Genomic DNA, 26,309 nt, shown 5'->3' with positions numbered 1-26,309 from the left:
TGACCACTGACCACTGACTACGGGCTATTTCAGTCGTTCTGGTAGGCAATCTTGTCGAATCAAGTCTTGATAAGTTTCGCGCTGCAAAATTAAATTTGCTTCGCCATTGGCCACCACCACCGCTGCCGGTCGGGGAAGACGATTGTAATTAGATGCCATACTGTAATTGTATGCACCTGTTCCCATAACGACCAGAATATCATTTGCTTCAGTTTTTGGCAGTTGGGCATTTTTAATCAGAATATCCCCTGATTCGCAATGTTTACCCGCTAATGTGACTGTTTCGGTGCAGGGAACAGACATTTTATTGGCAACTACCGCCCGATAAACTGATTGATAGGTGATAGGACGAGGATTATCTGACATTCCGCCATCAATCGCTACATAAGTGCGAATTTCGGGAATAATCTTACTAGACCCAACAGTATAAGCAGTAACACAAGCCGTGGCAATAAGCGATCGCCCAGGTTCACAGAGTAATTTTGGCAAAGGCAGATTTTCCGATATACAAGCCGTTTGCACTACCTCACAAATCGCTTTTGACCATTCTTCAATGCTTGGTGGATCATCAGATTCTATATATTTAATCCCTAAACCACCACCAACATTTAATTCTGTAATTGTCAAGCCGTGTTTAGCTGCATCCCTTAACCACTGCACCATCACAGCCGCTAAATCTCTATGTGGTTGACGTTCAAAGATTTGTGAACCAATATGAGCGTGTAAACCAACACAGTTTAAACTAGCTTGTTTACTCACAAAAGCAAACACTTCCTGTAAATCACTGGGATCAAAACCAAATTTACTATCTAAGTGTCCGGTACGAATATATTCGTGAGTATGGCATTCTATCCCCGGAGTCAAGCGTAGCATAATCCGAATCGGCGCGGCGGTAGAATTTTCTGTTTGCTCCCCTCCTATCTTCACCAACCTATATAATTCATGCCAGTTATCTGCAACAATAGTACAACCAGACTCAATTGCTAAAACTAACTCATCATCAGACTTATTATTGCCATGTAAGTATATTTTATCGGGATTCATACCCGCATTCAGCGCAGTATAAAGTTCCCCACCGGATACTACATCAATTCCTAACCCTTCTGAGGCCACAATGGCACAAACCGCTAAACAATTCCAGGCCTTAGAAGCATAAAGTACCTGAGATTCTCCTTTATAGTATTCTTTAAAGGTATTCCGATATTGTCTACAAGCCGTCCGCAGAGTTTCCTCATCTAAAATATATAAAGGTGAACCATATTGCTCCACTAGGGTTGTTACGTCACAGCCACCGATTTCCAGGTTATCATCATGATTAACTCTGGCTGTCAAGGGTAAAAGTTGTTGGTTAGGGGAAATGTCAGCACCATTGCTACTTATTGGCTGTAAATATTGACGGCCAGAAAGTTGAACCTCGACGGGGTAAGTCAATACCATAATTAATTAAAATCGTGTTTGTGAAAATTCAGAGAATGAGCATAAGTTCTCCTTCCCAGTTTACCCTCTCCTTGGCAATGGTTAATAGGTAATTGATCATTGATAATTGGTAATTAAACTTCCTTAATCCTCAAAAATCGTGATTTCATCAGACTTAAAAATTCAACCTTTGACTAGAGACAATTTAACTGCGTTACTAGAACTGGATCAAGCCTGTTTCCAAGGTTTGTGGACTATGGAAGGCTACCTGCGCGAATTAGAAAGTCCTAACAGTCATTTTCTGGGTTTATTTTCACCTTTTAATGACTCTGAACTCTTGGGAATGGGCTGTTTTTGGTCAATTTTAGAGGAAGCACACATTACAATTTTGGCGGTTCATCCCCTGTATCATGGTCAAGGGCTGGGAAAAGCTATATTATATTCTCTACTGCGGACTGCTGCTGATCTTGGTTTAGAGCGAGCCACCCTCGAAGTTCGTGATTCTAACCACGTCGCTATTTCCATGTATCAAAAGTTTGGGTTCAAAACTGCGGGACGACGACGGGGTTATTACAAGGACAACAATGAAGATGCTTTAATTCTTTGGCTTTCTGAACTACAGCAGCCACATTTTCTCAAAAGGCTGGATCAATGGACCAGTCTAATTAATTCACCGTTTTAGATGCCACCAGACCACTGACCACTGACTAATCTTCCAATGATTGGGCTTGGACTTCCACCGCTGTCACATCAATTGTCCCTTCTGGTGTAAAACGTTGAAATTGACTGTTTTTAACTGATAATCGCTCTCCACAGTTAGTACACTGTGTTTGACTATTATTTAAACCTGTTAATTCATGTCCACATACAGGACACTGACCACTAACTAGATTCTTTTGTAACCACCAGCGAAATCCGAAAAATGCTGCTACGGGTAAAAATAACAATAAGCCAAAAATAATTACTAAAGAATTAACTAACCAGCCCAAACCCAATGATGCTAATAACCAGGTAATTGCTAACAGGGTCAGCCAGGGGCGGATTTTTTCAAAGTTGAATTGCAAGTTTTTAAAGCTCATGTCTCAAATTTGTGCTGCTGACTCTAGGATAGCGAGTTTATTTTTTGCTGATGGAAAATGGCAAAAATAGGATTTATTCATAAACTAAATACTTAGTGTACCCGTTCATTTTAACTTTTTAATTCCGATCAGACCATATTAGTGTGATTCATCCAAACAATATTTGACAATTAACAAACAATTTCTTGTATCTTTATCACGCTCATAGACGACTTTATCAGCCAAACGTCGGAGTAAAAACCATCCATACCCACCTACTTGTAGAGTACCCGGTACTGGTTCAGTGATCACATCAGGATTAAATGGTTTTCCATAATCCCAAATTCTCATTTCCAGTCTATTAATCCATAGACTGACTTGAATTTCTATAGCTGTTTCCGGTGGTAAAGAATGATGAGCATGACGAACAGCGTTGGTAAAACCTTCTGCTAAAGCTAGGTTAAGACGATAAATTTGACTGTCTGACCAGCCATATTTCGGTAAATATTGGTGACAAAATTCTTCAAACCATTGTTGCACTTCGTTTAGGAGTTTAAGATCGCTCCTCACAGTCCGATGGTCCTGCTGCACTATGCCAAGCATTGACCCTAATTTGAATAAAAAATAAGTGGATAATACTTTAGACTGGGGAAAATTGGCGGGTGATTTGAGATTGGGGATATTTTGGTTTTGACTCCCTCGTGATCACTAATCTCAAGATTCCCCCGCTCCAATTCTATATTAGTTAACGCCTGTTGGTCTTCAAGAGCATATATTTTGAAATATCAATAACAATAACACTAGGTCTTTGATGACCTATTGTTATTTGTTTTTCAGATATTGTCTTTTATACACCCTTGAAAACCACAGACGTGATCAGGTTTATGTTTGACTGTAACTACCTTAGAACAATCCTAAAGTTAAGGATTTATCTAATGGGAGTGCAGCGCCAATACCTAGCCACAGAGTCACAAGAGTACCAAACAGAAATACAGTTGTTGCTACAGGACGACGGAAGGGGTTTTGGAACTTGTTCACATTTTCCAAGAAAGGAACAAGAATTAGTCCCAAGGGTACAGAAGCCATTGCTAATACACCTAATAGTTTACTAGGTAATGAGCGTAAAATTTGGAATACAGGATATAAGTACCACTCTGGTAAAATTTCCAAAGGAGTAGCAAAAGGATTAGCTGGTTCACCCGTCATAGCTGGATCTAAAACAGCTAAAGAGACAATACAGGCAAAAGAACCCATAATGACGACAGGAAATATATACAGCAGATCATTAGGCCAAGCGGGTTCACCATAATAATTATGACCCATGCCTTGGGCAAGTTTGGCTCTCAATTTAGGATCGCTCAGATCCGGTTTTTTTTGCGTTGACATTTTTAAATGCGCTCTCCGGCTGAAGTGAAGTTAAAGCATTAGCGAAAGCTATTAGCTATAGAACTAGCTTGTGATTTCCGATATCAAGTTGTTTTCTTTTAGTTTAAAACAAACTCCGATGATCTGGAAACACAAGTTATAGCTGTTGGCTAATAACTTTGATGACAAAGTGATTACAATGGTCCTGAAATACCTTGTTTGCGAATCATCAAGAAGTGGAACAACATGAAGACAGCAATTAGCCAAGGAAGAATGAAGGTGTGGGCGCTATAGTAGCGGGTGAGTGTAGCTTGACCAACACTAGAACCACCACGTAATAAATCGGAGATAAAAACGCCGACTACGGGAATTGCTTCTGGTACACCGCTAACAATTTTTACAGCCCAGTAACCAACTTGATCCCAAGGTAAAGAGTAGCCTGTTACACCGAAGGAAACGGTGATAACTGCAAGAATGACACCACTTACCCAGGTCAATTCCCGGGGCTTTTTGAAGCCACCGGTTAAATAAACGCGGAATGTGTGGAGAATCATCATCAATACCATCATACTGGCTGACCAGCGGTGAATGGAGCGAATTAACCAACCGAAGTTGACTTCATTCATGATGTACTCTACAGAGGAAAAAGCTTCGGTAACTGTAGGTTTGTAGTAGAATGTCATCGCAAATCCAGTCGCAAACTGGATCAGGAAACAAACTAAGGTAATTCCACCTAAACAGTAAAAAATGTTAACGTGGGGAGGAACGTATTTGGTGGTAATATCATCAGCAATCTCTTGGAGATCCAAGCGTTCCTCAAACCAGTCATAAACGTTGGCCATACAATCCTAAGTTCCTAAAAAATAGATTGCGGTTGATAAGTTTTGTTATGCGAAGCTTAGTCATGAGCGACTATTCAACTAACCTGAGTTAGAGGGTTCGCTTCTCGTTTTACTCAAGAGAATTGGCTTCTACTTGTCCACGAGCGTCAAGGGTGTAACTCACCCTATGTTTGAGTGTTTCTTCCTGTCTCTCGTCTTTATGGGCTGACAATGACAATGTTGACCCCAAAAAAGATTTTATCGTTAGTTCAGGAAGAATGGACATCTCATTCAGTTGGACTAGCAACTTTATGAGAATAATGCACTTCTTCTATAAAAAAAGTAACATAGTCGAGAGATAGATTTCATCAACAAGTGAGCATTACAGAAAGTTTTAGGGAATTTGAGTCTGACATGGAACTGAAATTAGGATTCATTCACAAACGGGTTTGGCGGCTAGGATGTTTACTATTATTGCTTTTTGCTTTGGTGTTTGGTGGCTATATTCCCCCGGCTTCGGCTTTGACTCCAGAACAGAAGTTAGTTTATGAAGTATGGCGAATTGTTAACCGCTCTTATTTAGATGGCACTTTTAATCATCAAAGCTGGCTTGATGTCCGACAAAAAGCACTAAAAAATCATTTTTTCAACCATGAAGCCGCTTATGCCACAATTCAGGATATGCTCCAAAGTCTGGATGATCCTTTTACCCGTTTTCTTGAACCTGAAAAGTATCGCAGTTTAAAGGTTAGCACTTCTGGAGAGCTTACAGGTGTGGGATTACAAATCGCTCTCAATCCCCAAACTGGTATTTTGGAAGTTATTACACCTATTGAAAATTCTCCAGCCGATAAAGCAGGTTTAAGACCGCGCGATCGCATTTTGAAAATTGAAGGTTTATCTACAGAGAATCTCTCTCTTGATGAAGCGGCAGCGCGAATGCGTGGACCATTGGGAAGCGTTATCACGCTTTTAATTGGTAGAGAAGGAGAAAGGGATCAGGAAGTTGTATTGGTACGCGATCGCATTGCTCTTAATCCTGTTATATTTGATTTACGATTTTCCCCTACAGGAAGCAAGATTGGCTATGTCCGTTTAAGTCAATTTAGTGCTAATGCTGTTAGGGAGTTGGCACAGGCTATTTCTATTTTAGAAGAAAAAGGCGCCTCCGCCTATATTCTTGATTTAAGAAATAATCCCGGTGGACTTTTACAGGCTGGAATTGAAGTCGCTCGTTTATGGTTGGATTCTGGTACAATCGTTTATACTGCCAACCGCCAAGGCATTCAAGGAAGTTATGAAGCCTGGGGTCCGGCCTTGACAGAAGATCCTTTAGTCATTCTAGTCAATCAGGGAACGGCCAGCGCCAGCGAAATTTTAGCTGGTGCATTACAAGACAATCATCGCGCTCAATTGGTCGGGGAAAGGACTTTTGGTAAGGGTTTAATTCAATCTCTGTTTGAATTATCCGACGGTTCTGGTTTAGCGGTGACAATTGCTAAATATGAAACTCCTAACCATCGAGATATTAACAAATTGGGAATTAAGCCTGATCAAATTATTCCCCAAGAACCTATCAACCGCGAACAAATTGGTACAGTGAAAGACGCTCAATATCAAGCAGCTATGGCACTTTTAAGTAATTGATATTTTTCCAAAACTTACCCAAATGTGACGCAAAATTATCCTTATTATCCTTATTATCCTTTTTTGTTTATGGTTGGGATGAGAGGCGATATTTTATTCGGGTAGCTTCTGCAAGAGAGGACTAAGGTTCTGAATACTGATCAGACTTTAGTCCTCATCTGTTAATTCACGTCATACTAAATTATGATGAAACTCGATCAAATAAGTCTTCAAGAATAATTGAACGCAGATGAACGCAGATGAACACAAATAAATACTAATGAATTAATGTGAATTAATGGATTTGATGATTCTGTACAGTCTCGCATAAAAAAATGAAAAGTTTTAGAAGTGCTTGCTGATAAAGGTTTGTCTTATTGGTTAGCAAATAAATCCTCTCCAAAAAATAATCCAAAAAATAATCCAAAAAATAAAATACTGTCAAATTTACGATAGTATAAATAAGAAGACCCTGGAGAATAGTCCAGTGTTTAAATTATTTGTGTTGTGACATTGAGAGTGAATCTATCAGTAAGATTGGTGACGGTTAAGGGGAATAAATAAGCTTTTTGTTCTGGAATTAAGCATCAGAATCTTTAATAGAAATTACAGGTAAGGTATTCTATCAAACATAGTGAACATAATATGACATTCTGGTTTTTCCTCGTTCTGGGGTTGTTAACTTATCTATTAATGCAACACAGTGTCGCACGGGCTACAAGAACCCCTGTGTGGTTATTGTGGCTGGTTTTAATGACACCAGCATTTATATCTACTGCTTGGACTCTGATATATGGTGTCAAACAAGCACCTCCCTCAGCCCTAATTATTTCGGTCTCAGTGATTTGTTTATTGTTGTACTGGGTATTGTTTAATTCAGGGAGACAATTACCTATAAATCGAGAAAATCAATCTCAAGAAAATCAAGAACAAGCAAATAATAATTATCCTAATAATTATCCTAATAATTATCCTAATTCTACAATAGAAAAACCACCAGTTCGTCCTATTGACTTAGCAGAAGAAGCGCAATTGCGAACTTGTTTTCCCTGGTCTGTATATTTTATCCAAAAAATCGAATATCGTCCCCAAGCGATTATTTGTCGAGGACAGTTGCGAACTATGGCTAGTGCAGCTTACGCACAAATTAAGGCTAATATTGAAAAGGAATTTGGCGATCGCTTTTTAGTTATATTTCAAGAAGGAATGAATGGTAAACCCTTCTTTGTTTTAGTTCCTAATTCTCAAGCAGCTAAACAAAATAACCAACGAGATTCAGAAAATATTACTCAACCGGGGTTAGCATTGGTATTGTTAATAGCAACCTTAGTTAGTACTACTTTTGTCGGTTTGAAAATTGCGGGTTTTCAAGTCACACAAATAGAATCTGATTTCACATTATTTTTTCAGGGTTTACCTTATGCTTTAGGTTTAATGACTATTTTAGCTACTCATGAATTAGGACATTATTTAACAGCGAGATTCTATAAAATTCGCGCTACATTACCTTATTTTATTCCTGTACCTTTTTTCTTGGGAACATTCGGTGCTTTTATCACAATGCGAAGTCCCATACCTCACCGTAAGGCTTTATTTGATGTGAGTATTGCTGGACCTTTGGCAGGATTTATTGTAACTATACCTTTATTAATCTGGGGTTTAGCTAATTCAGAAATAGTAGATTTACCGGAAAAAACCGGAATGTTAAACCCCAATGCACTTAATCCTAAATATTCGATTTTATTAGCTTTACTCTCCAAATTAGCTTTAGGAAGTGAGTTAACTGTAAAATCAGCTATTGATTTACATCCAGTTGCAGTAGCAGGTTTTTTAGGATTAATTGTCACGGCTTTAAATTTAATGCCGGTCGGACAATTAGATGGAGGTCACATTGTTCATGCCATGTTTGGACAACGTACTGCTGTTATTATTGGCCAAGTTGCCAGATTATCATTACTAATACTTTCGCTCCTTAGAGAGGAATTTTTATTGTGGGCAATTATTTTATTATTCATTCCCTTAACTGATGAACCTGCTTTAAATGATGTTACTGAATTAGATAATAAACGGGATTTTATGGGATTAATGTCAATGGTTTTATTGTTGTTGATTGTGTTACCATTACCCCAATTCTTGGCTAATTTATTGCAGATTTAACAAAAATTAAACTTAAAGTATCAAAAGGTAAAAAGCAAAAGGCAAAAGGCAATTACCAATTACCAATTACCAATTACCAATTACCAGCCTCAATATTGTAGTTTAGGATTTTAGCGAATTAGCGGCTTCTGTAGCCTTTTTAGAAGCATCTGTACTACCCATACGGATTTCAGAAGTAAAGGAAGCCATACTGAAACCACCAAAACGCTTTAATACACTTACTCGCATCCGCAAATTAGGACTAGCAAACCATAGTCTCTCTTCAGACCACATAGTTTCATACTCAGTAATCAGCGTCAAAGCACCATCATCACCGATTTTATAGCTACCAGCAACGGGGGCTTTTTCCGCATAACCCATTTCTCGCAGTAATTTACCTTCATTTGGGTTATCTGCATTGGGAACCGTGGCTAAAACCGTCGAACCCTCGTGTTTTTCCTCGTCCCATTCCATTGTCCCATTCCAGGTGACACGGGCCCCACAGGAGGCTGTATGCGGCTCAATTTCATACTGTTGACACAGTTTAATCACTTCAGGATGATCAGCGGCTAACATCTCAATGAGGATGTCTGATTTACCGTCTTCTGACTGTTTAAACGCTAAATGGTGACTAGTGCGGTGAGAAAACCATTTTCCAGCACTTAATTCAAAAAATTCTTCAACGTTCATAAATAAAGTTACCCCGCATCATAATTTTAACAATCTCTTTTATTATTAAAAACTAGGAAGAGACTTTAATTTCAACTCAGGTTGTTGGTTTTCTCAAGTTGTTGCAGAGAAATCCTGGCCGCTTCAGCAACGTTGTGATGACTATCTTTTGCTAGATATTTTAAAGCTGAGACACTTTGAGGTGTGGGTAAATTTCCTAAAGCTTCAGCGAGACGTTGACGCACTAACCAATCTTCTGATTGAGCAAAACGGAGAATATGTGTTACAGAATCTACATCTCGGATTTCTCCCAAAGCAGAAATAGCAGCTTGTTGAATGACTATTTCTGTACTATTTAGAGCCTGGATGAGAATATCATGGGCGCGGGGGTCTTTAATATTACCTAAAGCTACAGCCGCACTAAACCTAACTAACCAATCTGTATCTTCATAAAATGCTCGTGATAAGACCTCCACGGCTCTGTTATCTTCAAGATATCCTAAAGCTCCAGCCGCATCAGCACGGATACCATAATCTGGATCTGTTTCCAGGATTTTCACCAGAATAGAATAACACTCTGGTGTTTTTTTGATACCTAGAGCAAAAATGGCCATGGAACGCATTTGCAGGGAATCATCATCTAAAACCTTTTTAATCAAAGGTACAGCATCATCAGCGGATACATGACGTAAACTAGCGAGAGCTATCATGCGATCGCGCAAATTGGGACTTTCTAACTGAGTCGAAATTAATTCTAAACTTAGAGTAGCCATTTTTTTGACAGCATTTTCTTAATTTATCTTTACTTTAACGCAATTGGGGAAGTTTAAACCGTGATTTTGGTGATTTTGGTGATTTTAGTGATTACACTTACTTTTTGCACTCTACTTTGTATTTTACAATATGGAAATATTTGCAAAACTTGATTAATAATGATCAAATTAATCACACAAATTATAGACCTATTCCCCAAGTTTGATCTGATAGTTTAAATAATTTAAATAACCAAATTATATTTCAGACCTATACTGTGTCTTTAGTTAGAAGAGAATAAATGAAAGTAGAAGTAGAGTTAATCAAACGGCTGGTAAATGCAGTTTAGTTTCATCTCATCAGGAGAATAATCATGGTTCAACTTAGCGAGCGTCCAATTACAAATAAAATCACCAATTTGCAACAGAAGTTTATCTATGAGATAAACACCATGTTTGATGCTGAAAATCGCTTCTTAGAAGCCCAGCAAATGATGTGGCAATGTTGTCAAAATAATAAGTTGAAGACGGTAATTGAGCCACATATTCAAGAAACTGAACAGCACATTAAAAACTTAGAACAGGTGTTAAATATTTTAGGAGAAAAACCACAACGAATTACCTGTGATGTTGCGTCTGGTTTAATTAGTGAATGTCAGAAATTTACACTTTTAGCAGCCGATAATCCCAAAATTGTAGACTTAGGACTGGCAGAATGGCATAGCAAGATTGAACAAATGGAAATTTCTTGTTATCGTCGTTTGATTAAAGTTGCGGAACAAATGGGACAAAATCAAGTTGTCGAATTGTTAGAGCAAAACTTACACCAAGAGGAACAGGTAGCGCAAAAGCTTGATCAATTGATAATGCAGTTACTTCAAGAAGTAAAAACACCTGAAGTAAAGTCTAACGCTAAAGCTCGTTAGTCTGATTACTAGGTTTTGAAACAACCCAGGTTAGATATTATATATAATATTTAACCTGGGTTTTGCTGTTAAGTAAAATCCTCTTTTTTTTAGATCAATTGGGAATTTTAACCTTGAGATTTTCACAAATTAAATAACAAAAATCTGGCGTTTCTCAAAGCAAGTATGAATTTAAGTGTAGATATGTTCCATGGAACGTTTCTGCAAGGGTTTAGGTATGATCAAAAATCATTTTCATACATCAAATCAGCAACGCCAAAAATCCAAAAATCTATATACTGGGAGGGAGAATCAAAGTATCAATTTGATGAATAACGCCGTTGCTACCTTGGATATCTGCTTTAGTTACCTTTGCGTCATTTACCTGTACTCCATTAGTATCAACTTTAACAGTAATAGGATCTCCTTGTAAGCTCTTCAATTCTCCAGATTTCAAATCACTGGAGAGTACTTTACCGGATACTACGTGATAGGTTAAAACCTGTAGCAATATTTCTTTATTTTCTGGCTTTAACAAATCTTGTACTGCATCTTGTGGTAGTTTCGCAAATGCTGCATCTGTAGGAGCAAAAATAGTAAAAGGACCATCTCCTTGTAAAGTGTCAGTGAGTCCCGCTGCTGTTAAGGCTTTAATGAGGGTTTTAAATGAGCCATTGGCGTTCGCTAACACTATTAAGTTCCTGGTTTCTTTGATTTCTGTTATGGGTGTTGTTGGGGTGGGTTTAACAGTGGGAATTTCAGTTGCTGGCTGGGTGGGTTTAACAGTGGGAATTTCAGTTGCTGGCTGGGTGGGTTTTGTGACAGGTATGGTAACACTTGGTTGTTTACCACGGTTATAAAGCGGTTCATTGAAAATACTTGGTTTGGTATTACGCACTTCTTTTGCTTCAGATGCTATACTCATCAAAAGACTAGTGCTGGTTAATCCCATGATACCAAGGATTTTGGCTAATGCTAATAATTTGAATTTGCTGAATTTGCTGAATTTGCCGAATTTGCCGTAATTGCTCTTCATAAATTTTTTTTGTCTTGACTGCTTACAAGTTATATCAAGACTTATAATGTTTTGCCAACTAGAAAATACAATTTATCTGCAAATGTGATTTTAAAAAATTCGATCAACTTATGTTATAAAAAAAACCCAGCCTTTGGGATTGATCATAGTCAATTTCTGAATATTTTGGGACTTATCAAGATGTAGAGATAAGTCCTGTATTTGTAATTGAAGGGTATTTTTCTGAAAAATATCTCATTAATCAAGAAGATATGATATAATTAGCGGTAGCTGTTCACAGAAAAAGCTGAATATTTTTCAACTTTAGTGACAGCGAATCAAGCAAAAAAATATTAATTAATAGGAAAAATTCTCAAAACTCAAGATATAATTATCAAGTTGATAACCAAACGAGTTGGAAAATATACGGTATGCTAGAACTATATCAGTGGGAACTATCTCAATTTTCCGAAAAAGTCCGTCTCATCCTTGATTATAAGGGGTTAGAGTACCGCAAAATCGAAGTTGCACCGGGAATTGGACAACTGGAATTATTTAGACTGACTGGACAAAAACAATTACCAGTGTTAAAAGATGGCAATAGATATATTTTCGATTCTACGGAAATCGCTAAGTATTTAGACTCAACATACCCAGATAGTCCGCTGATACCAACAGAACCCAAAAAACGGGCTTTGACTTTATTATTGGAGGATTGGGCAGATGAGTCAATAGGTGTTAAGGGGAGAAAGGCATTTTTTGCAGCTATTAGTCAAGACCAAAATTTCCGTAAGGCCTTGTTACCAGTTTCAACCCCAGATATTCTCAGAAATTTGGTCGAAGGTGTTCCTGGTGATTTTCTATCTGTACTAGGTTTTGGGGTGGGTTTGACAACGGATGCGGTAAATGCGGCTATTATTGGGTTAAAACAAGATTTGGAAATTATTACCCAATTATTGGCAGATAGTCCCTATTTAACAGGTGATGAGCCAACTTTAGCAGATTTAGCAGTAGCTAGTTTGTCAATGCTTTTAAAGTTTCCTGAAGGTGCTTACTTAGATTTACCAGTATCTCTCAGAGGGAAAGGATTGTCTAGTATAGCTGATAATCCCGATTATGAAGCATTTTTCGCCTGGCGCGATCGCATTTACTCACAATTTAGAAAGCCATTACCAGGAATTACACCACCGGGGGGAAATGCACCTACAAACATTAACATTGATTAAGGAATTGGTAAAGCGTTAAGGAATCCTCTCTCATGAAAGGAAGAGGAGGTATGTCAAAACGGATAAGTAATAAAATTAACATGAATTGGGGACAGCCATTAGGTTCAGTTATTGAAGGTTCTCTGACCGGAGGGTTAGAAGTAAGATTACACCCAGATATTTCCGTAGAAGATATGCGGGTAGGTAAATTTATCGTGGTAGAGGGGGTGCGCTCTCGTTTTTTCTGTCTCCTAACAGATGTATCTTTAGGAACTGCAAATGACCGCATTATTGCTAGTCCTCCCAATTGGGAAGATAGTTTTTTGCGCGAGGTATTAGCCGGTAGCGGTACTTATGGAATGATCAACTTAGCACCAATGTTGATGTTTACCCCCGAATCTCAAGAACCTTTTTTTTCCACCAATGGTAAATCCCCTAATTCTTTTATACCATCGCTTACGGGTTTAGCATCCTTTCAACCTCAAACCAGTACGACGATGGAATTATTACCTGTTAAAACTATTCCTAGTCACTTTAGCCAAGTTTACGAAGCAACCGAAGACGACTTTCGTAAGGTCTTTGGTTGGGAAGATGATCCTCAACGTAAAAACTTTTCTATCGGTAAACCATTAGATATGGATGTGCCGATTTGTATTGATTTGAATCGCTTTGTGGAACGGAGTAATGGTATTTTTGGTAAATCTGGTACTGGTAAATCTTTTCTCACTCGTTTAATTTTAGCTGGTGTGATTCGTAAAAATGCGGCTGTTAATTTGATTTTTGATATGCACTCGGAATATGGTTGGGAAGCAGTCGCAGAAGGGAAAAACGTTAATACTGTGAAGGGTTTAAAACAGTTATTTCCTGGAAAAGTGGAAGTTTACACCCTTGATCCAGACTCGACTAAACGCCGAGGTGTTAGGGACGCTCAAGAACTCTACCTTAGTTATGAACAGGTAGAAGTTGAAGATATTAAATTATGTAATCGTGAGTTAGGACTTTCAGAAGCGGCATTGGATAATGCTAATATTCTATTTAGCGAGTTGGGTAAATCTTGGATTATTCAATTGCTGAATATGAGTAATGAAGATATTGAGATGTTTTGTGAAGAAAAAAGAGGACACAAAGGCTCAATTATGGCGTTACAGCGTAAACTATTACGTTTAGATAGTTTAAAATATATGCGTAGTGCTTGTCCGCAAAATTATGTTAAAAATATAGTTCAATCTTTAGAAGCGGGAAAAAACGTAGTTATTGAATTTGGTTCGCAGTCAAATATGCTTTCATATATGTTAGTGACAAATATGATCACTAGACGGATACATGAGCATTATGTCAGAAAAGCTGATAAATTTCTCCAAAGTAAAAATCCTTTAGATCGGCCGACACCATTAATGATTACAATAGAGGAAGCACACCGCTTTCTTGACCCAGGAGTTGTCCAAAGTACGATTTTTGGAACTATTGCTAGAGAACTGCGGAAGTATTTTGTCACACTTTTGGTAGTTGATCAACGTCCATCAGGGATAGATAATGAAGTTATGTCCCAGATAGGTACTCGCATTACGGCTTTGCTCAATGATGAGAAAGATATTGATGCTATTTTTACGGGTGTATCCGGTGGGGGGGGTTTACGTTCGGTCTTAGCTAAGTTAGACTCTAAACAACAGGCTTTGATTTTAGGTCACGCTGTTCCTATGCCGGTGGTTGTGCGTACCCGTCCCTATGATACCACATTTTACGCTGAAATTGGGGATATGGCTTGGGAAGAAAAGTCAGATGAAGAAGTATTCACTGCTGCTGAATTAGCTAAAGCAGATTTAGGCTTTTAGTGTTAAATTAACAGCGGACAACGGACAACGGACAACGGATAACTTCATAAAATCCCTGCATAATCTAAATAAATCAAGTTCGGTTATCCGGCCACTTGAAAGCAACTTGAAGGGAGGTTTTTGCGTCACCATGGATATGCCACATAATTTTTGAAAGTTAAGGTAAAATTGTCATCAACATTTTGACTTAGAGTAACTGCAAAATTTATTATTCGTGAACTTTACCATTGACGCTCTTGGTGGGAATATGATACGAAAGTAGACACATAGTGATTCTGTTTTTTCAGACAAATACTAGATAAAAAAAGAAGAATTTTTGAAACTGACCAAACAAATGTCTTGCTAAGAGTCCAAAATTAAGGGGAGGTGGGAATATCTGTAATCTTACTTGCAATAGTAACGCCCTGGTAATATCTTGATCAATGTAATGAATAATGGTAACTTGCCATCAGCAGTAATATATATTGTCAGAATATATTATCAGATTGTGAGGTTGTCAGCTTAAAAATTACCGGAATTACCTTGGTTGAAAAAAATATTGATTATGTTTAAAAAGTAGAGGATAAAAACAACAATGTCTACCGTTAAAAATCATACAGAAAATATCAATGCTAAATTTACGGCTGATATGGTGCGGACTTATCTACGGGAAATTGGCCGTGTACCTTTGTTAAGCCGTGAACAGGAAATTGTTTACGGTAAGCAAGTACAGCAAATGATGGTAATACTAGAAGCTAAGGAAGCTTTACGCAAGGAAATTGATCATGAACCCAGTTTAGCAGAATGGGCTGCCCATGTTAACCATTCAGAAACAGAATTAAATCATCTCATGGTACAAGGTAGACGAGCCAAGCAAAAAATGATTGAAGCCAATTTGCGCTTGGTTGTAGCTATTGCGAAAAAATATCAAAAGCGAAATATGGAATTTCTGGATTTAATTCAGGAAGGGACTTTGGGGTTAGAACGAGGTGTAGAAAAATTTGATCCTACACGAGGTTATAAGTTCTCAACCTATGCTTACTGGTGGATTCGTCAAGCAATTACCAGGGCGATCGCCCAACAAGGTCGGACTATCCGTTTACCAATTCATATTACTGAGAAATTGAACAAAATTAAAAAAGTTCAGCGGGAATTGGCGCAAAAACTAGGAAGGTCGCCAACACCAGTCGAAATTGCTCAAGAATTGGAGTTAGAACCCGCTCAAATTCGTGAATATCTGAATATGGCGCGTCAACCAGTTTCTTTAGATGTGCGTGTTGGTGATAACCAAGATACTGAGTTACAAGAAATGTTGGAAGATGATGGTCCTTCCCCTGAGTATTATACCACCCAGGAATTTCTCCGTCAGGACTTGAATAACCTGCTGGCTGAACTCACACTCCAACAGCGTCAAGTTGTAGCCTTACGCTTTGGTTTAGAAGACGGAAATGAAATGTCTTTAGCGAAAGTTGGAGAACGGTTAAACCTCAGTCGGGAACGAGTGCGTCAATTGGAGCATCAAGCCCTCGCACATTTACGTCGTCGCCGCGCTAATGTTAAGGAATACGTTGCTAGTTAGAAATATGAACGCGCAAGAGCGTGTTTTCAATCATCCTAATTGGATATATGCCTCCTGAACTCAGGGGGTAATTTTTTTTGTATTGCGGGCAATATGTGAATTAGTCCTTGTATTTATTGAGAAGTTAAGGAATGAAGAAGGTTTGATCACAAGATGTTTGGATAATTTGTTCTCAAATGGTCATAAAAAAAATAAAACGTATTATTGATCACTGAAAAACAGACAATGACAATGACAAAGTAAAAAGGTCTCAAATCTCGCTCAATTTTACATCCCCCTAGTGGATGAATTAATGAAAGTAAGCGTAAATTCATTAAATAATGATTATTTGAGATTATCCCCGAAAATTCTATAAATAGCGATTTTTTGATGATTTAAAGTCAAAATATATAGATGAAACTTTCGAGGGAATCTTTAATCATTAGTATTTAGTTATTATTCCAAGAGGCGAAAAAACAACGGTTAAGTTTGTTACAGGAGAAATCGTATGCTTAATCATATTTCCAAACTCATTACTTCCAGCCAACTAAAATTTCCCCTGACTGGCTTGATTATTTCCGTTGGTGTTTTAGGTATTGTTTATTCTAGTCAACAACATCAAAAACTACTATCATCAGTAACTTTGTCTACTAATTATATATCACATAATCATCAAAATGAGATTAATTCTGGACATTTGATTAGATCACGACTTGGGGAAATAAAACAGGAGAAAGCCGAAAAATCTCAAGTTTATAATTCTGCTAATTCCTATCAATTATCTGCTAATAAATTCAGGAAAAATACGACAAAATTATCCACAAATACAATAAAATCAGGGAGAAAAGAAAAACTCCAATTTCCAGAACAAGATGGTATTTATCTGTATGGAAAATCAGAAGAGGGTTACATTGTTTTTCAAAAACGCCAAAATCAAATCATTGGTGCTTTGTATGTTCCCCAATCTGAATTTACTTGTTTTCAGGGTAGTTTGGCTAAGTCAGGAAAATTAGCTATGATGGTGAGAACTTTACCTGGGGAAGTCGGGACAATAGAGGTAGCGACAACAGGTACAATCCCTAAAATTAATGAAAATGAGTTCACAACTTATCCTTATTCAGTAACTTTAGAAGACTATCATCGGTTGAGTTATGTAAGTTCTAATGATAGGGAAATTTTACAGATATGTCAACAGGGAAGCGATGGTTTTAGGTAATTAATAAATCGGTGATAGATATATTATTTAATTATTTAATATCATCAAATATCTATCACCAATACAAATTACGGTATTAATTCTTAATACTCAATTCCTGCTTGTGCTTTTACACCTTGATCCTTAAAAGGATGTTTAATTAATGTCATTTCAGTGACTAAGTCAGCCTTTTCAATTAATGCGGGTGGTGCGCCTCTTCCCGTGAGAATTACGTGCTTTTCCGGTGGTTTTTGAGCTAAACCTGCTAATACTTGTTCAACTTGTAAATAACCCATTTTCAAAGCAATATTAATTTCATCTAAAAGCACTAATTTAAAATCGGGATTTTTGATAAATTCTAAGGATTTTTCCCAAGCAGCAGCCGCTTTATCCAAATCCCGATCACGATCTTGAGTTTCCCATGTAAAGCCTTCTCCCATTGCATGAAATTCTAGTTGGTTTTCCCAATGGCTAAAAGCGCGTTTTTCTGCTGGTTCCCACGCCCCTTTAATAAATTGAACTATGGCTACTTTATGTCCATGACCAAGGGATCTCAAAACCATTCCTAAAGCCGCTGTAGTTTTACCTTTTCCATGACCAGTATTGACGATAATTAAGCCTTTTTCGGGTATGGCTTTAGCTATTCTTTGGTCTTGAATTTCTTTCCGTCGCTGCATTTTTTGACGGTATTTTTCATCAGTTTGTGAGGATGATATTACCTCATCAATTAAACGGGAAATTTCTGGATCTGGATTTAATTCTTCTGGTGTGTCGCTTTTCATAAACCCTGTTGATAAATAACTGTTAAGACTAAGAGCATGAAGTATAATTTTTGTGTTTTGACAAATTCATTAGTTATGATAGACTAGAAATCACATAAATTCTGTTAGCTACGATCTGAAATAATTTGTTTTATATTCTGCTTCGAGTCGTTGACATTCTTCTTGATATTGAGTAAATTCAATATTTAGTGATTCCTTATTAGCATAATAATAAGCCAACGCCGTGTAAATACCTGCAATTGTCAAATAAGGCTTATCTTCAATAATTTCTTCTGGGGTCATACCAGATTTAATTTCATTGACAATATACTGAACAGTAATGCGAGTATCAGCAATTCGCGGACAACCACCACAAGTATCTGGTGTGCTAACAATTAAAGTAGAAATATCAATATTTGGGTTACGTCGCAACAATCCGCTCACAATAGTATTATCAAAATTCTCATCAGCAAGCAGTTTCAACATACTTCTTGTTCTGCTTTCCGCGTCAGCAATCTATCACGCAACCCTTGGGGGTCAAATCTGGCCTCATTTATTTTACGAATTTCCTGTGCTTGTTGCTGTCTTTGTTGTAAATAGACTTCCACTTCTTGTTGATGATTGAGATAGAAGGCAATGGTAGCATAAATATCAGCAAGTTTAAGGGATGGATAACGATAAGCAATTTCTTCTGCTGTTGTTCCTTGTTTAAAAACAGCAATTACCGTATCGAGTGTTACGCGAGTTTTACCTATCCTAATCACAATCACACCATCAGTGGTAAATTCCAATGGTGCGGGTTGGGACGGAATTTCCTCAGAGAGACTCACTAAAGCTTGTGCCATAATTAATAACAAGTTAGTTGTCTTTAATCATAGCAAATAATAGAAATACAAAACTGCATAAATCCTTGAGTATGCCATTAAGGATTGTCCCTAACTCATATCGCTACAAAATATTTTAGCAAATTCCGTACATTTAAATACGATAACATTATATTCGGCATATTTAGTATTCAGGATTTCCCAAAAATGTCACAAAAACAAGGTAAGAAAATTGCACCTACTCCCATATCTAACAATGTTAGCGTGGTTGACTTGATTGATACTTATTTTACCGCCTACAACTCAGCCCGGTTGCGGGAAGCCTGTCAACTGCTGACTAAGGAAGTGTTTCAAGAGGGTGTCACCGTAGGAGTTAGCCTGTCTGGGGCTATGACACCGGCAGGTTTTGGGGTTTCTGCTCTTGCGCCCTTAATTCGCAATGGTTTTATTGACTGGATGATTTGCACGGGTGCGAATCTTTATCATGATATGCATTATGGTTTGGGTTTTGAACTATTTGCTGGTAGTCCTTTTTTAGATGATGTCAAATTGCGGGAAGAAGGGACAATCAGAATTTATGATATAATTTTTGGTTACGATGTACTGCTAGAAACTGACGCTTTTATCCGTAAAGTTCTCCAAGCCGAACCTTTCCAAAAGCGGATGGGAACGGCGGAATTTCATTATTTACTGGGTAAGTGCGTGTGGGAAATAGAACAGCAATTGGGGGTGAAAAATTCCTGTTTATTGGCGACGGCTTATGAGTATAGTGTACCTATTTATACGTCTTCTCCCGGTGATAGTTCTATCGGTATGAATGTGGCCGCTTTGGCTTTAGAAGGTTCAAAGCTAGTAATAGATCCGGCTATTGATGTCAATGAAACCGCAGCAATTGTTTATGGAGCGCGAGAAAATGATGGTACAAGTGCGGCGGTAATTATTGGTGGTGGTAGTCCTAAAAACTTTTTATTACAAACACAACCGCAAATACACGAGGTGTTAGGTTTGGAAGAACGGGGACATGATTTCTTTGTTCAGTTTACTGATGCACGTCCTGATACTGGTGGTTTGTCTGGGGCGACTCCCGCTGAAGCTGTGAGTTGGGGTAAAATTGACCCCGATGAGTTACCTAGTGCCGTTGTTTGTTATACTGATAGTACAATTGCTCTACCTTTAGTGACAGCTTATGTCTTAAATCAATGTCTACCTCGTCCCCTGAAGCGGTTGTATGATCAACGTCAAACTTTATTAGATACATTGCAAAAAGATTATTTAGCGGCTAAGGATCAGCCTGTGAGTGAGATTAGTCAGGAAAAAACGGCTACTTATCCCTGCGGTACACTAATTAAAGGTTAAAGTTTTACTAGACATCTGGGGAAAATTAAATGTCCGGCACATAAAAACCCGGCGGGGGAAATTTATGAATTGTCCTTTTACCTCCAGATGTCAGAAATTTTAAATCATGTAACTATTTATCTACTTTTATGAGAGTAATGTCAAATTTGTGTAACATTAAGTAAAAGAAGATAACAAGGAATAACTTTATGCCCTACACAACGGAAGAAGGCGGCCGTCTGAATAACTTCCCCAAAGAACCCAAGGTTTATCAAGCGGAACCGCCAACGAACGCTCAAAAGCGTAATTATATTATCTTAGGAATTGCGGCGGCGCTTTTAGTTGGGGGAGTAGTTTTTGTGGCCTTTACTGTTTCCAATGTCGGTTGATTGTAGAACTTTTATAAATTTTAACTTTTCTTGATCTCAGGTTCTTGCTTTCACAAAGGGCCTGATTTTTTGTTAGGATGGGAAAATGGTAGTATATATAATTATATTTTTTTAACTTCGATCTAGCCGGAAAACCTTAATTAATCCTGAAAGAGAAAACATCTCAGTTAGAAACCCTAGACCTAAAGACGGGGAAAATCGCCCACATCTGATTGACTGACTAGGTTTAAGGCGAGAGTTAAAGACCTAAGAGGGAGTAGGATAAAAAGCTAGTCCTCTACTCTAGAACCAGACGATTAGACAGGCTTGTTAGGGTTAAATCGGTATCCTTTGCATATTTACGGATCTTAAACATTGACATTCCCGGTAGCGTGCCGGAGGCATTAGCTAACATTACCCGCAAGAAGATACTTGCTGTCCTTGGTGAAAATCAACATCGTCAGATGTGACATTAATATTCAATGAATTTATTCAGTCAGGATGTATACAGAAAAAAGGGCTCAAAGCCAAATACATAGAAGCGTGAATGAAACTCTACACACAAAAAATATTAAGAATCAGCAAGTCTATCAACGCCTAAAGCTGTCCCTGAGCCTGGGTTTGCGTAGACAAATTCTATTTGCTATATGTGACGATTTAAAGTTAAGAAATCGCATAGCAGCGCGTTTACACTCACTCTTAGCTTATCCAGTGGGAAATATCCTCTATCAGCAAGAGAATAGAGAAGAGTTTAGCACTCAAGCTTATCCAAGATTAGTCACTTGGCGATTAAATGTCAGTGATCCCAATCCCATAGCGCAAATAAATCAATGGTTAGTTAATTATCCACCCCCCATTGTGGGAGGTTCAAAAAATAATTCTGGCCGTCCTTTACCAACCCCAGGATTTCAGATTGTGGGGGTAGAAATGCTGACTAAAGAACCAGTAGCAGTACAACGGTTATTCTTGAATTATCTCAGACTAAGTGAAGCATATCTATCGGGTCAGGAATCGAGTAGTTTTTTAGAATCCAGTTTGTTATTTTGGGTTTCTCGTCCTTGGTTATCGGCAATTCAGCAATCAGCACCCAAATTTTGGCATTGTCGAACTGGTGTATTTATATTTGCCGGAGAACCGACACCAACTGTAGATAATAGAGTTTATGCAGAGGATTTCGCAGATTCTGTCCGTTTAGATGGGGAAAATTTGCAGGATTTATTTGTTGATGAAGAGGAAATTTATAAAGACATCAGACAAACAAATCAACCAGATTTATCTGCAACTAAAAACGAAAATTTACTAACACAAATACCTGAAAAATCTCCTGCTCAAGCTTCTGAAATAACCACTGAGCAAAGTTTTGCTTCTTTATCTCATATTAATCAGGAATTACATGGATTAATCAAAGAAACACTAAATACTGATGATAGCGGACAAACACAACAAATATTATGGGAAATTGAGCAATTACACATTGAAAATGCCAGGGGAAATGAGTTAGCAATTCCTGGTGAGTGCTTCGCTATTGCTTATCAAAGTTTGGGTAATTTATATCGCTCGCGCATTGAGCAAGGACAAGCAACTCTCCAAAACTTAATGATAGCAATTCTCGCTTATCAGGAAGCGGTTACCTATGATGAAAGTTCTCCACAAATTCCAGATATTTTGAATGATTTGGGGACACTTTATTGGATGTTGCACCGCATCCGTGATAATTCAGAAGAAGCGAAAATTTATATTCAGCAAGGTATAGATTTTTATAAATTAGCACTGAAGCTAATTACGGGTGATACTCAACCAGAAACTTATGCTCGTATCCAAAATAACTTGGGAGCGGCTTATGGTGATTTGGCCAGGTTTTCTGAACCAGTGGAAAACTGGAATTTGGCGGTTATGGCTTACCATGAAGCACTTCGTTACCGACAGGAGGAAATAGAACCTTTAAAATATGCTGCTTGTCAGAATAACTTAGGTACAGCTTACTGGCATTTAGGGCAGTATAATCGGCCTGTAGAACATATTAAAAAAGCGATCGCTGCTTATAAATTAGCCGTTGTTCACTATCAACCGACAGATGAACCCCTAAAATATGGGATGATTCAAAATAACATTGGTACGGCTTATTGGAATCTTTCTCAATATGAACAACCAACGGAAAATCTCCAATTAGCGATTCAGATTTACACTGAAGTGCTAAAATATCGAACATCAACAAATTCACCCCATGCTTATGCTGCTACTCAAAATAATCTCGGTATCGCTTACTGGCATCTAGCAAATCAGCGGACAACAACAAAGGAAGATCAACAAAAATTTATTAAGTTATGTATTAATTCTTATGAAGAAGCTGTGAATACTGCTCACTCATTAACTAATATAAATTTAAGTTTTGATTTGTGGTTGACACATAATACTTTGGGAATAGCTAATTATTATTTAGTTACCAATGTGGGTTTTAATGGAGATAAAAAAATGCTTTCTCGACATTTAGAAGTTGCTTTAGAAAATCATTTACAAGCCCTAAATGGATTTAGTAAACAAACAGAAAATTATCAAATAACCATCAACCACATTATTAAAATAATTCGGACTTTCCATAATGAGTTAGGCATTCAAGGACAAAATTTAGCTTTGTCTAAACTTCCGGGATATTTATTAGCTGATATTTTAGGTAAATTGTAAATTTTTTGGTAATTGATAATATGAAAGAAATAGTGCTAGAGGTTCGTAATCTACAAGTTGAATTTATTAGTGATAGCAGGAAGGTTAAAGCCGTAGATGGTATTAGCTTTCGGTTACATCAGGGTGAGACTCTAGGTATAGTGGGAGAGTCGGGAAGTGGAAAGTCAGTGACAGCTTTAGCAATTATGGGTTTGTTGTCATATCCGGGTAAAGCTAGTGGGGGGGAAATTTGGTTTTCTCCAACCAATGGCCAACCGCTGGATTTATTAGCTTTACCACCTCAAGAAATGCAGCTTTATCGAGGTGGTGATATTGCTATGATTTTTCAAGAACCAATGAGTTCTTTAAATCCAGTTTATACTATTGGGTTTCAATTGCAAGAGGCAATTATGCGTCATCAAAATGTGAATGCAATTCAAGCCAAAGCAATTGCGATCGCTGGTTTACAAGAGGTTAAACTCTTACCTAGTGATGAGCAAATTCAACAACAGTATCTTAATTATGATTTATCTGCACTGGACAGTTTTAAATTAGCACAATTAATAAAGCAGCATAAAGAAGCAATGCTAGATCGCTACCCTCATCAATTGTCAGGGGGGCAGTTACAACGGGTTATGATTGCTATGGCAATTTCTTGTAATCCTTCTGTGTTAGTTGCGGATGAACCAACTACAGCTTTAGATGTGACTGTACAAGCAACAATTTTAGAATTGTTGTCTGAATTACAAAAAAGTCGCAATATGGCTATGATTTTTATTAGTCATGACTTGGGATTAATTTCGGAAATTACTGACCAAGTAGCGGTAATGTATCAAGGTAAAATAGTCGAATATGGAGCAGCCGCACAAATTTTTAATCACCCCCAACATCCTTATACTAAGGGACTTGTAGCTTGTCGTCCCAGCCTTAACCATCGTCCCCGCAAACTCCTAACTGTTTCTGACTACATGAGTGTAGTCAAAAATGAGTTGGGAGAAGTCATAATTAAGGCTAAAGAACCAGTTAAACCAGCGGAAATTACCAAGAAAGAATTTCAGGAAAGACTGGCAAATATTAGCGCCAAACAACCGCTATTAACAGTGCGGAACTTAGAGGTAGGTTTCCCTGTGCGGGGAGTATTTGGAGAAACAAAACGCTACCATAAGGCTGTAAATGGGGTTTCCTTTGATGTTTTTCCCGGAGAAACCTTGGGATTGGTGGGAGAATCGGGTTGTGGTAAAACTACCTTGGGTAGAACCTTGCTGCGACTAATCGAACCCATGAGCGGTAAAATATTATTTGATGGACAAGATATTACCCATTCAACTGGGAAAACTTTGCAGCACTTACGACGGGAAATGCAAATTATTTTCCAAAATCCTTTTAGTTCCCTCAACCCCCGGATAAAAATTGGGGAAGCGATTATAGAACCTCTGTTAATTCATGGTGTGGGTAAGTCAAAACAACAGCAACAAGCTAGGGTAGTGGAACTTTTGGTAAGGGTGGGTTTAAGTGCGGATGATATGAAAAAATATCCTCATCAATTTTCCGGTGGTCAACGTCAACGGGTTTGTATTGCCCGCGCTTTAGCTTTGAATCCTAAGTTTATTATTTGTGATGAGTCAGTTTCAGCTTTAGACGTTTCTGTACAAGCGCAGGTTTTAAACTTATTGAAAGAATTACAAGAAGATTTTCAACTCACTTATATCTTTATTTCCCATGATTTAAGTGTAGTGAAATTTTTGAGCGATCGCATTTTAGTCATGAATCAAGGGAAAATTGTAGAATCAGGTACATCTGAAAGTATTTATCTTGAACCAAAAGAAGAATACACGCAAAAATTAATTGCTGCAATTCCTACAGGTAGTCCTGCACGGGTGAGAAACCGGCACAATTAAATGGAACAATTAAATAGAAATTATAGAAATTTCTAGACAATAGCTTTTTATTACCATATCTATCTATAATACGGTTACTGTATCGGAGAAAAGTAATATAGATACTGATGTCATTATACACAAGTCTAGCGCAAACAGCTACTCACAATAGCCAACAACATTTTACCAGGCGATCTTTATTGCCGAGTAAAAAGAATGCTTTATGGCAAATAGAAGCAGGATTTGTCATAACTTATACTTATTTAGAAGATGGAACGACAGTAGCTTTAGGATTATGGGGGCCGGGGGATCTAGTTGGGGAAATGCTATCAACAATGAAACCTTATCAGATAGAGTGTTTAAGCAAGGTAGAAGCGATTATTATACCTGTAGAGGATTGGACGCAACTGACAAATACTTTGCTTAATCACATTCAAAAAGCGGAAGAATTAATGGTAATTCGCAGTCACAAAAAAGTAGAAACCATGTTGATACGATTATTAGCATGGTTATCAAAAAAATTTGGTTCAGAAGTACAAGCAGGAAGATTAATTGATATGCCTTTAACTCATGAAGACTTAGCAATACTGATCAATTCCACTCGTGTAACCATCACTCGTATATTAGGACAATTAGAACAGGAAGGACTAATTAATAGACTTTCTCAGCACCGGATTATAGTGAAACAAGAAGATATTTGGTATTATGAAATATAAAATGATGAATCTACCCAAATACTAGAGATTGCAGTATGAAAGGACTTACACAAATAGGATGATCTCCTAAGTGTTTGCGGGTAACTTGGGGAATATGCTCAGGGTTAAAGCCCGGACTACAGACAAAAAAATATAAAAATATAGTTTTTTGTGACACCTGCTGAAGTCCTATATAAAATCAAAAACTCTATTTCCCCAACTCTCACTCAATCAATGTCAAAATTTAATTGGGAAG

The 26,309-nt window shown here is 37.7% G+C and carries 25 protein-coding genes; 13 read left to right on the top strand and 12 right to left on the bottom strand.

The annotated features are described in order from the left end of the window. Positions 1 to 24: 24 nt before the first annotated feature. Positions 25 to 1,437 (bottom strand): diaminopimelate decarboxylase, encoded by a 1,413-nt coding sequence (lysA, locus tag FFO06_RS04560; protein WP_137906960.1) that lies wholly within the window; start codon positions 1,435 to 1,437, stop codon positions 25 to 27. A gap of 139 nt (positions 1,438 to 1,576) precedes the next feature. On the opposite strand from lysA, the gene rimI reads away from it, so the two are divergent. Continuing rightward, a complete protein-coding gene (gene rimI / locus FFO06_RS04555) occupies positions 1,577 to 2,098 on the top strand; it encodes a ribosomal protein S18-alanine N-acetyltransferase (protein WP_137906959.1) in 522 nt (173 codons plus the stop codon). Between the two features lie 25 nt (positions 2,099 to 2,123). Here rimI and FFO06_RS04550 read toward each other — a convergent pair whose 3' ends face one another. The 5 genes from FFO06_RS04550 to FFO06_RS21085 all read right to left on the bottom strand — a co-directional run bounded on the left by FFO06_RS04550 (position 2,124) and on the right by FFO06_RS21085 (position 4,946). Beyond that, complete coding sequence (locus FFO06_RS04550) at positions 2,124 to 2,495, bottom strand: hypothetical protein (RefSeq protein ID WP_137906958.1); 372 nt, start codon at positions 2,493 to 2,495, stop codon at positions 2,124 to 2,126. Between the two features lie 138 nt (positions 2,496 to 2,633). Next, positions 2,634 to 3,077 (bottom strand): ATP-binding protein, encoded by a 444-nt coding sequence (locus FFO06_RS04545; protein WP_137906957.1) that lies wholly within the window; start codon positions 3,075 to 3,077, stop codon positions 2,634 to 2,636. Positions 3,078 to 3,377: 300 nt separating this feature from the next. After that, complete coding sequence (gene petD / locus FFO06_RS04540) at positions 3,378 to 3,860, bottom strand: cytochrome b6-f complex subunit IV (protein ID WP_028083690.1); 483 nt, start codon at positions 3,858 to 3,860, stop codon at positions 3,378 to 3,380. Positions 3,861 to 4,033: 173 nt separating this feature from the next. After that, entirely contained in the window at positions 4,034 to 4,681 is a 648-nt protein-coding gene (gene petB / locus FFO06_RS04535; protein ID WP_028083689.1) for a cytochrome b6, read from the bottom strand. A 109-nt stretch (positions 4,682 to 4,790) separates the two neighbouring features. Further along, entirely contained in the window at positions 4,791 to 4,946 is a 156-nt protein-coding gene (locus tag FFO06_RS21085) for a hypothetical protein (protein ID WP_162501171.1), read from the bottom strand. 128 nt (positions 4,947 to 5,074) lie between these two features. Here FFO06_RS21085 and ctpA point away from each other — a divergent pair, with 128 nt between their 5' ends. Further along, entirely contained in the window at positions 5,075 to 6,307 is a 1,233-nt protein-coding gene (gene ctpA / locus FFO06_RS04530) for a carboxyl-terminal processing protease CtpA (RefSeq protein ID WP_137907033.1), read from the top strand. 624 nt (positions 6,308 to 6,931) lie between these two features. Continuing rightward, the gene (locus tag FFO06_RS04525) at positions 6,932 to 8,443 is read left to right on the top strand and encodes a site-2 protease family protein (protein WP_137906956.1); all 1,512 of its coding nucleotides are present in this window, start codon (positions 6,932 to 6,934) and stop codon (positions 8,441 to 8,443) included. A 102-nt stretch (positions 8,444 to 8,545) separates the two neighbouring features. On the opposite strand, the gene FFO06_RS04520 is transcribed toward FFO06_RS04525, so the two are convergent. Together FFO06_RS04520 and FFO06_RS04515 are read right to left on the bottom strand one after the other, a co-directional pair. Next, on the bottom strand, positions 8,546 to 9,112 hold the full coding sequence (locus FFO06_RS04520; protein WP_137906955.1) for a phycobiliprotein lyase: 567 nt from the start codon (positions 9,110 to 9,112) through the stop codon (positions 8,546 to 8,548). A gap of 71 nt (positions 9,113 to 9,183) precedes the next feature. Further along, entirely contained in the window at positions 9,184 to 9,864 is a 681-nt protein-coding gene (locus FFO06_RS04515) for a HEAT repeat domain-containing protein (protein WP_137906954.1), read from the bottom strand. Positions 9,865 to 10,217: 353 nt separating this feature from the next. On the opposite strand from FFO06_RS04515, the gene FFO06_RS04510 reads away from it, so the two are divergent. Further along, positions 10,218 to 10,769 carry a YciE/YciF ferroxidase family protein gene (locus FFO06_RS04510; protein ID WP_137906953.1) on the top strand — a complete coding sequence of 184 codons (552 nt, stop codon included), beginning with the start codon at positions 10,218 to 10,220 and terminating at the stop codon, positions 10,767 to 10,769. A 271-nt stretch (positions 10,770 to 11,040) separates the two neighbouring features. Here the strand turns inward: FFO06_RS04510 and FFO06_RS04505 are convergent, their stop codons facing one another. Beyond that, entirely contained in the window at positions 11,041 to 11,784 is a 744-nt protein-coding gene (locus tag FFO06_RS04505) for a fasciclin domain-containing protein (protein ID WP_137906952.1), read from the bottom strand. A gap of 410 nt (positions 11,785 to 12,194) precedes the next feature. On the opposite strand from FFO06_RS04505, the gene FFO06_RS04500 reads away from it, so the two are divergent. From FFO06_RS04500 to FFO06_RS04485, 4 genes are all read left to right on the top strand, one after another. After that, positions 12,195 to 12,989 (top strand): glutathione S-transferase family protein, encoded by a 795-nt coding sequence (locus tag FFO06_RS04500; protein ID WP_137906951.1) that lies wholly within the window; start codon positions 12,195 to 12,197, stop codon positions 12,987 to 12,989. An 80-nt stretch (positions 12,990 to 13,069) separates the two neighbouring features. Next, positions 13,070 to 14,800 carry a helicase HerA domain-containing protein gene (locus FFO06_RS04495; RefSeq protein WP_137907032.1) on the top strand — a complete coding sequence of 577 codons (1,731 nt, stop codon included), beginning with the start codon at positions 13,070 to 13,072 and terminating at the stop codon, positions 14,798 to 14,800. A 574-nt stretch (positions 14,801 to 15,374) separates the two neighbouring features. After that, entirely contained in the window at positions 15,375 to 16,358 is a 984-nt protein-coding gene (locus FFO06_RS04490; RefSeq protein WP_137906950.1) for an RNA polymerase sigma factor, RpoD/SigA family, read from the top strand. 487 nt (positions 16,359 to 16,845) lie between these two features. Then, positions 16,846 to 17,553 (top strand): hypothetical protein, encoded by a 708-nt coding sequence (locus tag FFO06_RS04485; RefSeq protein WP_137906949.1) that lies wholly within the window; start codon positions 16,846 to 16,848, stop codon positions 17,551 to 17,553. Between the two features lie 83 nt (positions 17,554 to 17,636). Here the strand turns inward: FFO06_RS04485 and cobO are convergent, their stop codons facing one another. The 3 genes from cobO to FFO06_RS04470 form a co-directional block, all read right to left on the bottom strand. After that, positions 17,637 to 18,314, bottom strand: a complete 678-nt coding sequence (cobO, locus tag FFO06_RS04480; protein ID WP_137906948.1) for a cob(I)yrinic acid a,c-diamide adenosyltransferase — start codon at positions 18,312 to 18,314, stop codon at positions 17,637 to 17,639. 108 nt (positions 18,315 to 18,422) lie between these two features. Further along, positions 18,423 to 18,779 carry a DUF433 domain-containing protein gene (locus FFO06_RS04475; protein WP_236097062.1) on the bottom strand — a complete coding sequence of 119 codons (357 nt, stop codon included), beginning with the start codon at positions 18,777 to 18,779 and terminating at the stop codon, positions 18,423 to 18,425. After that, positions 18,773 to 19,138 carry a DUF433 domain-containing protein gene (locus FFO06_RS04470; protein WP_137906947.1) on the bottom strand — a complete coding sequence of 122 codons (366 nt, stop codon included), beginning with the start codon at positions 19,136 to 19,138 and terminating at the stop codon, positions 18,773 to 18,775. Before FFO06_RS04470 ends, FFO06_RS04475 begins: the two co-directional genes overlap by 7 nt. A 186-nt stretch (positions 19,139 to 19,324) precedes the next feature. Between FFO06_RS04470 and FFO06_RS04465 the strand changes: the two genes are divergently transcribed. From FFO06_RS04465 to FFO06_RS04445, 5 genes are all read left to right on the top strand, one after another. Next, entirely contained in the window at positions 19,325 to 20,473 is a 1,149-nt protein-coding gene (locus FFO06_RS04465; protein ID WP_137906946.1) for a homospermidine biosynthesis protein, read from the top strand. 188 nt (positions 20,474 to 20,661) lie between these two features. After that, a complete protein-coding gene (psb34, locus tag FFO06_RS04460; RefSeq protein WP_137906945.1) occupies positions 20,662 to 20,841 on the top strand; it encodes a photosystem II assembly protein Psb34 in 180 nt (59 codons plus the stop codon). 480 nt (positions 20,842 to 21,321) lie between these two features. Then, entirely contained in the window at positions 21,322 to 23,502 is a 2,181-nt protein-coding gene (locus FFO06_RS04455; protein WP_137906944.1) for a tetratricopeptide repeat protein, read from the top strand. Between the two features lie 20 nt (positions 23,503 to 23,522). After that, positions 23,523 to 25,379 carry an ABC transporter ATP-binding protein gene (locus FFO06_RS04450; protein ID WP_137906943.1) on the top strand — a complete coding sequence of 619 codons (1,857 nt, stop codon included), beginning with the start codon at positions 23,523 to 23,525 and terminating at the stop codon, positions 25,377 to 25,379. Positions 25,380 to 25,486: 107 nt separating this feature from the next. Then, complete coding sequence (locus FFO06_RS04445) at positions 25,487 to 26,074, top strand: Crp/Fnr family transcriptional regulator (RefSeq protein WP_137906942.1); 588 nt, start codon at positions 25,487 to 25,489, stop codon at positions 26,072 to 26,074. Positions 26,075 to 26,309 lie beyond the last annotated feature (235 nt).

The organism is Dolichospermum planctonicum (assembly GCF_005402965.1).
GTDB lineage: Bacteria > Cyanobacteriota > Cyanobacteriia > Cyanobacteriales > Nostocaceae > Dolichospermum > Dolichospermum planctonicum.
The sequence above is the reverse complement of the archived record's forward strand: the minus strand, read 5'-3'. Positions and strand labels throughout refer to the sequence as shown.

What these genes read in the sequence shown, in the direction of transcription:
- lysA (WP_137906960.1), bottom strand. Translation starts at nt 1,437, where the DNA reads ATGGTATTGACTTACCCCGTCGAGGTTCAACTTTCTGGCCGTCAATAT.
- FFO06_RS04550 (WP_137906958.1), bottom strand. Translation starts at nt 2,495, where the DNA reads ATGAGCTTTAAAAACTTGCAATTCAACTTTGAAAAAATCCGCCCCTGG.
- FFO06_RS04545 (WP_137906957.1), bottom strand. Translation starts at nt 3,077, where the DNA reads ATGCTTGGCATAGTGCAGCAGGACCATCGGACTGTGAGGAGCGATCTT.
- petD (WP_028083690.1), bottom strand. Translation starts at nt 3,860, where the DNA reads ATGTCAACGCAAAAAAAACCGGATCTGAGCGATCCTAAATTGAGAGCC.
- petB (WP_028083689.1), bottom strand. Translation starts at nt 4,681, where the DNA reads ATGGCCAACGTTTATGACTGGTTTGAGGAACGCTTGGATCTCCAAGAG.
- FFO06_RS21085 (WP_162501171.1), bottom strand. Translation starts at nt 4,946, where the DNA reads ATGTCCATTCTTCCTGAACTAACGATAAAATCTTTTTTGGGGTCAACA.
- ctpA (WP_137907033.1), top strand. Translation starts at nt 5,075, where the DNA reads ATGGAACTGAAATTAGGATTCATTCACAAACGGGTTTGGCGGCTAGGA.
- FFO06_RS04525 (WP_137906956.1), top strand. Translation starts at nt 6,932, where the DNA reads ATGACATTCTGGTTTTTCCTCGTTCTGGGGTTGTTAACTTATCTATTA.
- FFO06_RS04520 (WP_137906955.1), bottom strand. Translation starts at nt 9,112, where the DNA reads ATGAACGTTGAAGAATTTTTTGAATTAAGTGCTGGAAAATGGTTTTCT.
- FFO06_RS04515 (WP_137906954.1), bottom strand. Translation starts at nt 9,864, where the DNA reads ATGGCTACTCTAAGTTTAGAATTAATTTCGACTCAGTTAGAAAGTCCC.
- FFO06_RS04510 (WP_137906953.1), top strand. Translation starts at nt 10,218, where the DNA reads ATGGTTCAACTTAGCGAGCGTCCAATTACAAATAAAATCACCAATTTG.
- FFO06_RS04505 (WP_137906952.1), bottom strand. Translation starts at nt 11,784, where the DNA reads ATGAAGAGCAATTACGGCAAATTCGGCAAATTCAGCAAATTCAGCAAA.
- FFO06_RS04500 (WP_137906951.1), top strand. Translation starts at nt 12,195, where the DNA reads ATGCTAGAACTATATCAGTGGGAACTATCTCAATTTTCCGAAAAAGTC.
- FFO06_RS04495 (WP_137907032.1), top strand. Translation starts at nt 13,070, where the DNA reads ATGAATTGGGGACAGCCATTAGGTTCAGTTATTGAAGGTTCTCTGACC.
- FFO06_RS04490 (WP_137906950.1), top strand. Translation starts at nt 15,375, where the DNA reads ATGTCTACCGTTAAAAATCATACAGAAAATATCAATGCTAAATTTACG.
- FFO06_RS04485 (WP_137906949.1), top strand. Translation starts at nt 16,846, where the DNA reads ATGCTTAATCATATTTCCAAACTCATTACTTCCAGCCAACTAAAATTT.
- cobO (WP_137906948.1), bottom strand. Translation starts at nt 18,314, where the DNA reads ATGAAAAGCGACACACCAGAAGAATTAAATCCAGATCCAGAAATTTCC.
- FFO06_RS04475 (WP_236097062.1), bottom strand. Translation starts at nt 18,779, where the DNA reads ATGTTGAAACTGCTTGCTGATGAGAATTTTGATAATACTATTGTGAGC.
- FFO06_RS04470 (WP_137906947.1), bottom strand. Translation starts at nt 19,138, where the DNA reads ATGGCACAAGCTTTAGTGAGTCTCTCTGAGGAAATTCCGTCCCAACCC.
- FFO06_RS04465 (WP_137906946.1), top strand. Translation starts at nt 19,325, where the DNA reads ATGTCACAAAAACAAGGTAAGAAAATTGCACCTACTCCCATATCTAAC.
- psb34 (WP_137906945.1), top strand. Translation starts at nt 20,662, where the DNA reads ATGCCCTACACAACGGAAGAAGGCGGCCGTCTGAATAACTTCCCCAAA.
- FFO06_RS04455 (WP_137906944.1), top strand. Translation starts at nt 21,322, where the DNA reads ATGTATACAGAAAAAAGGGCTCAAAGCCAAATACATAGAAGCGTGAAT.
- FFO06_RS04450 (WP_137906943.1), top strand. Translation starts at nt 23,523, where the DNA reads ATGAAAGAAATAGTGCTAGAGGTTCGTAATCTACAAGTTGAATTTATT.
- FFO06_RS04445 (WP_137906942.1), top strand. Translation starts at nt 25,487, where the DNA reads ATGTCATTATACACAAGTCTAGCGCAAACAGCTACTCACAATAGCCAA.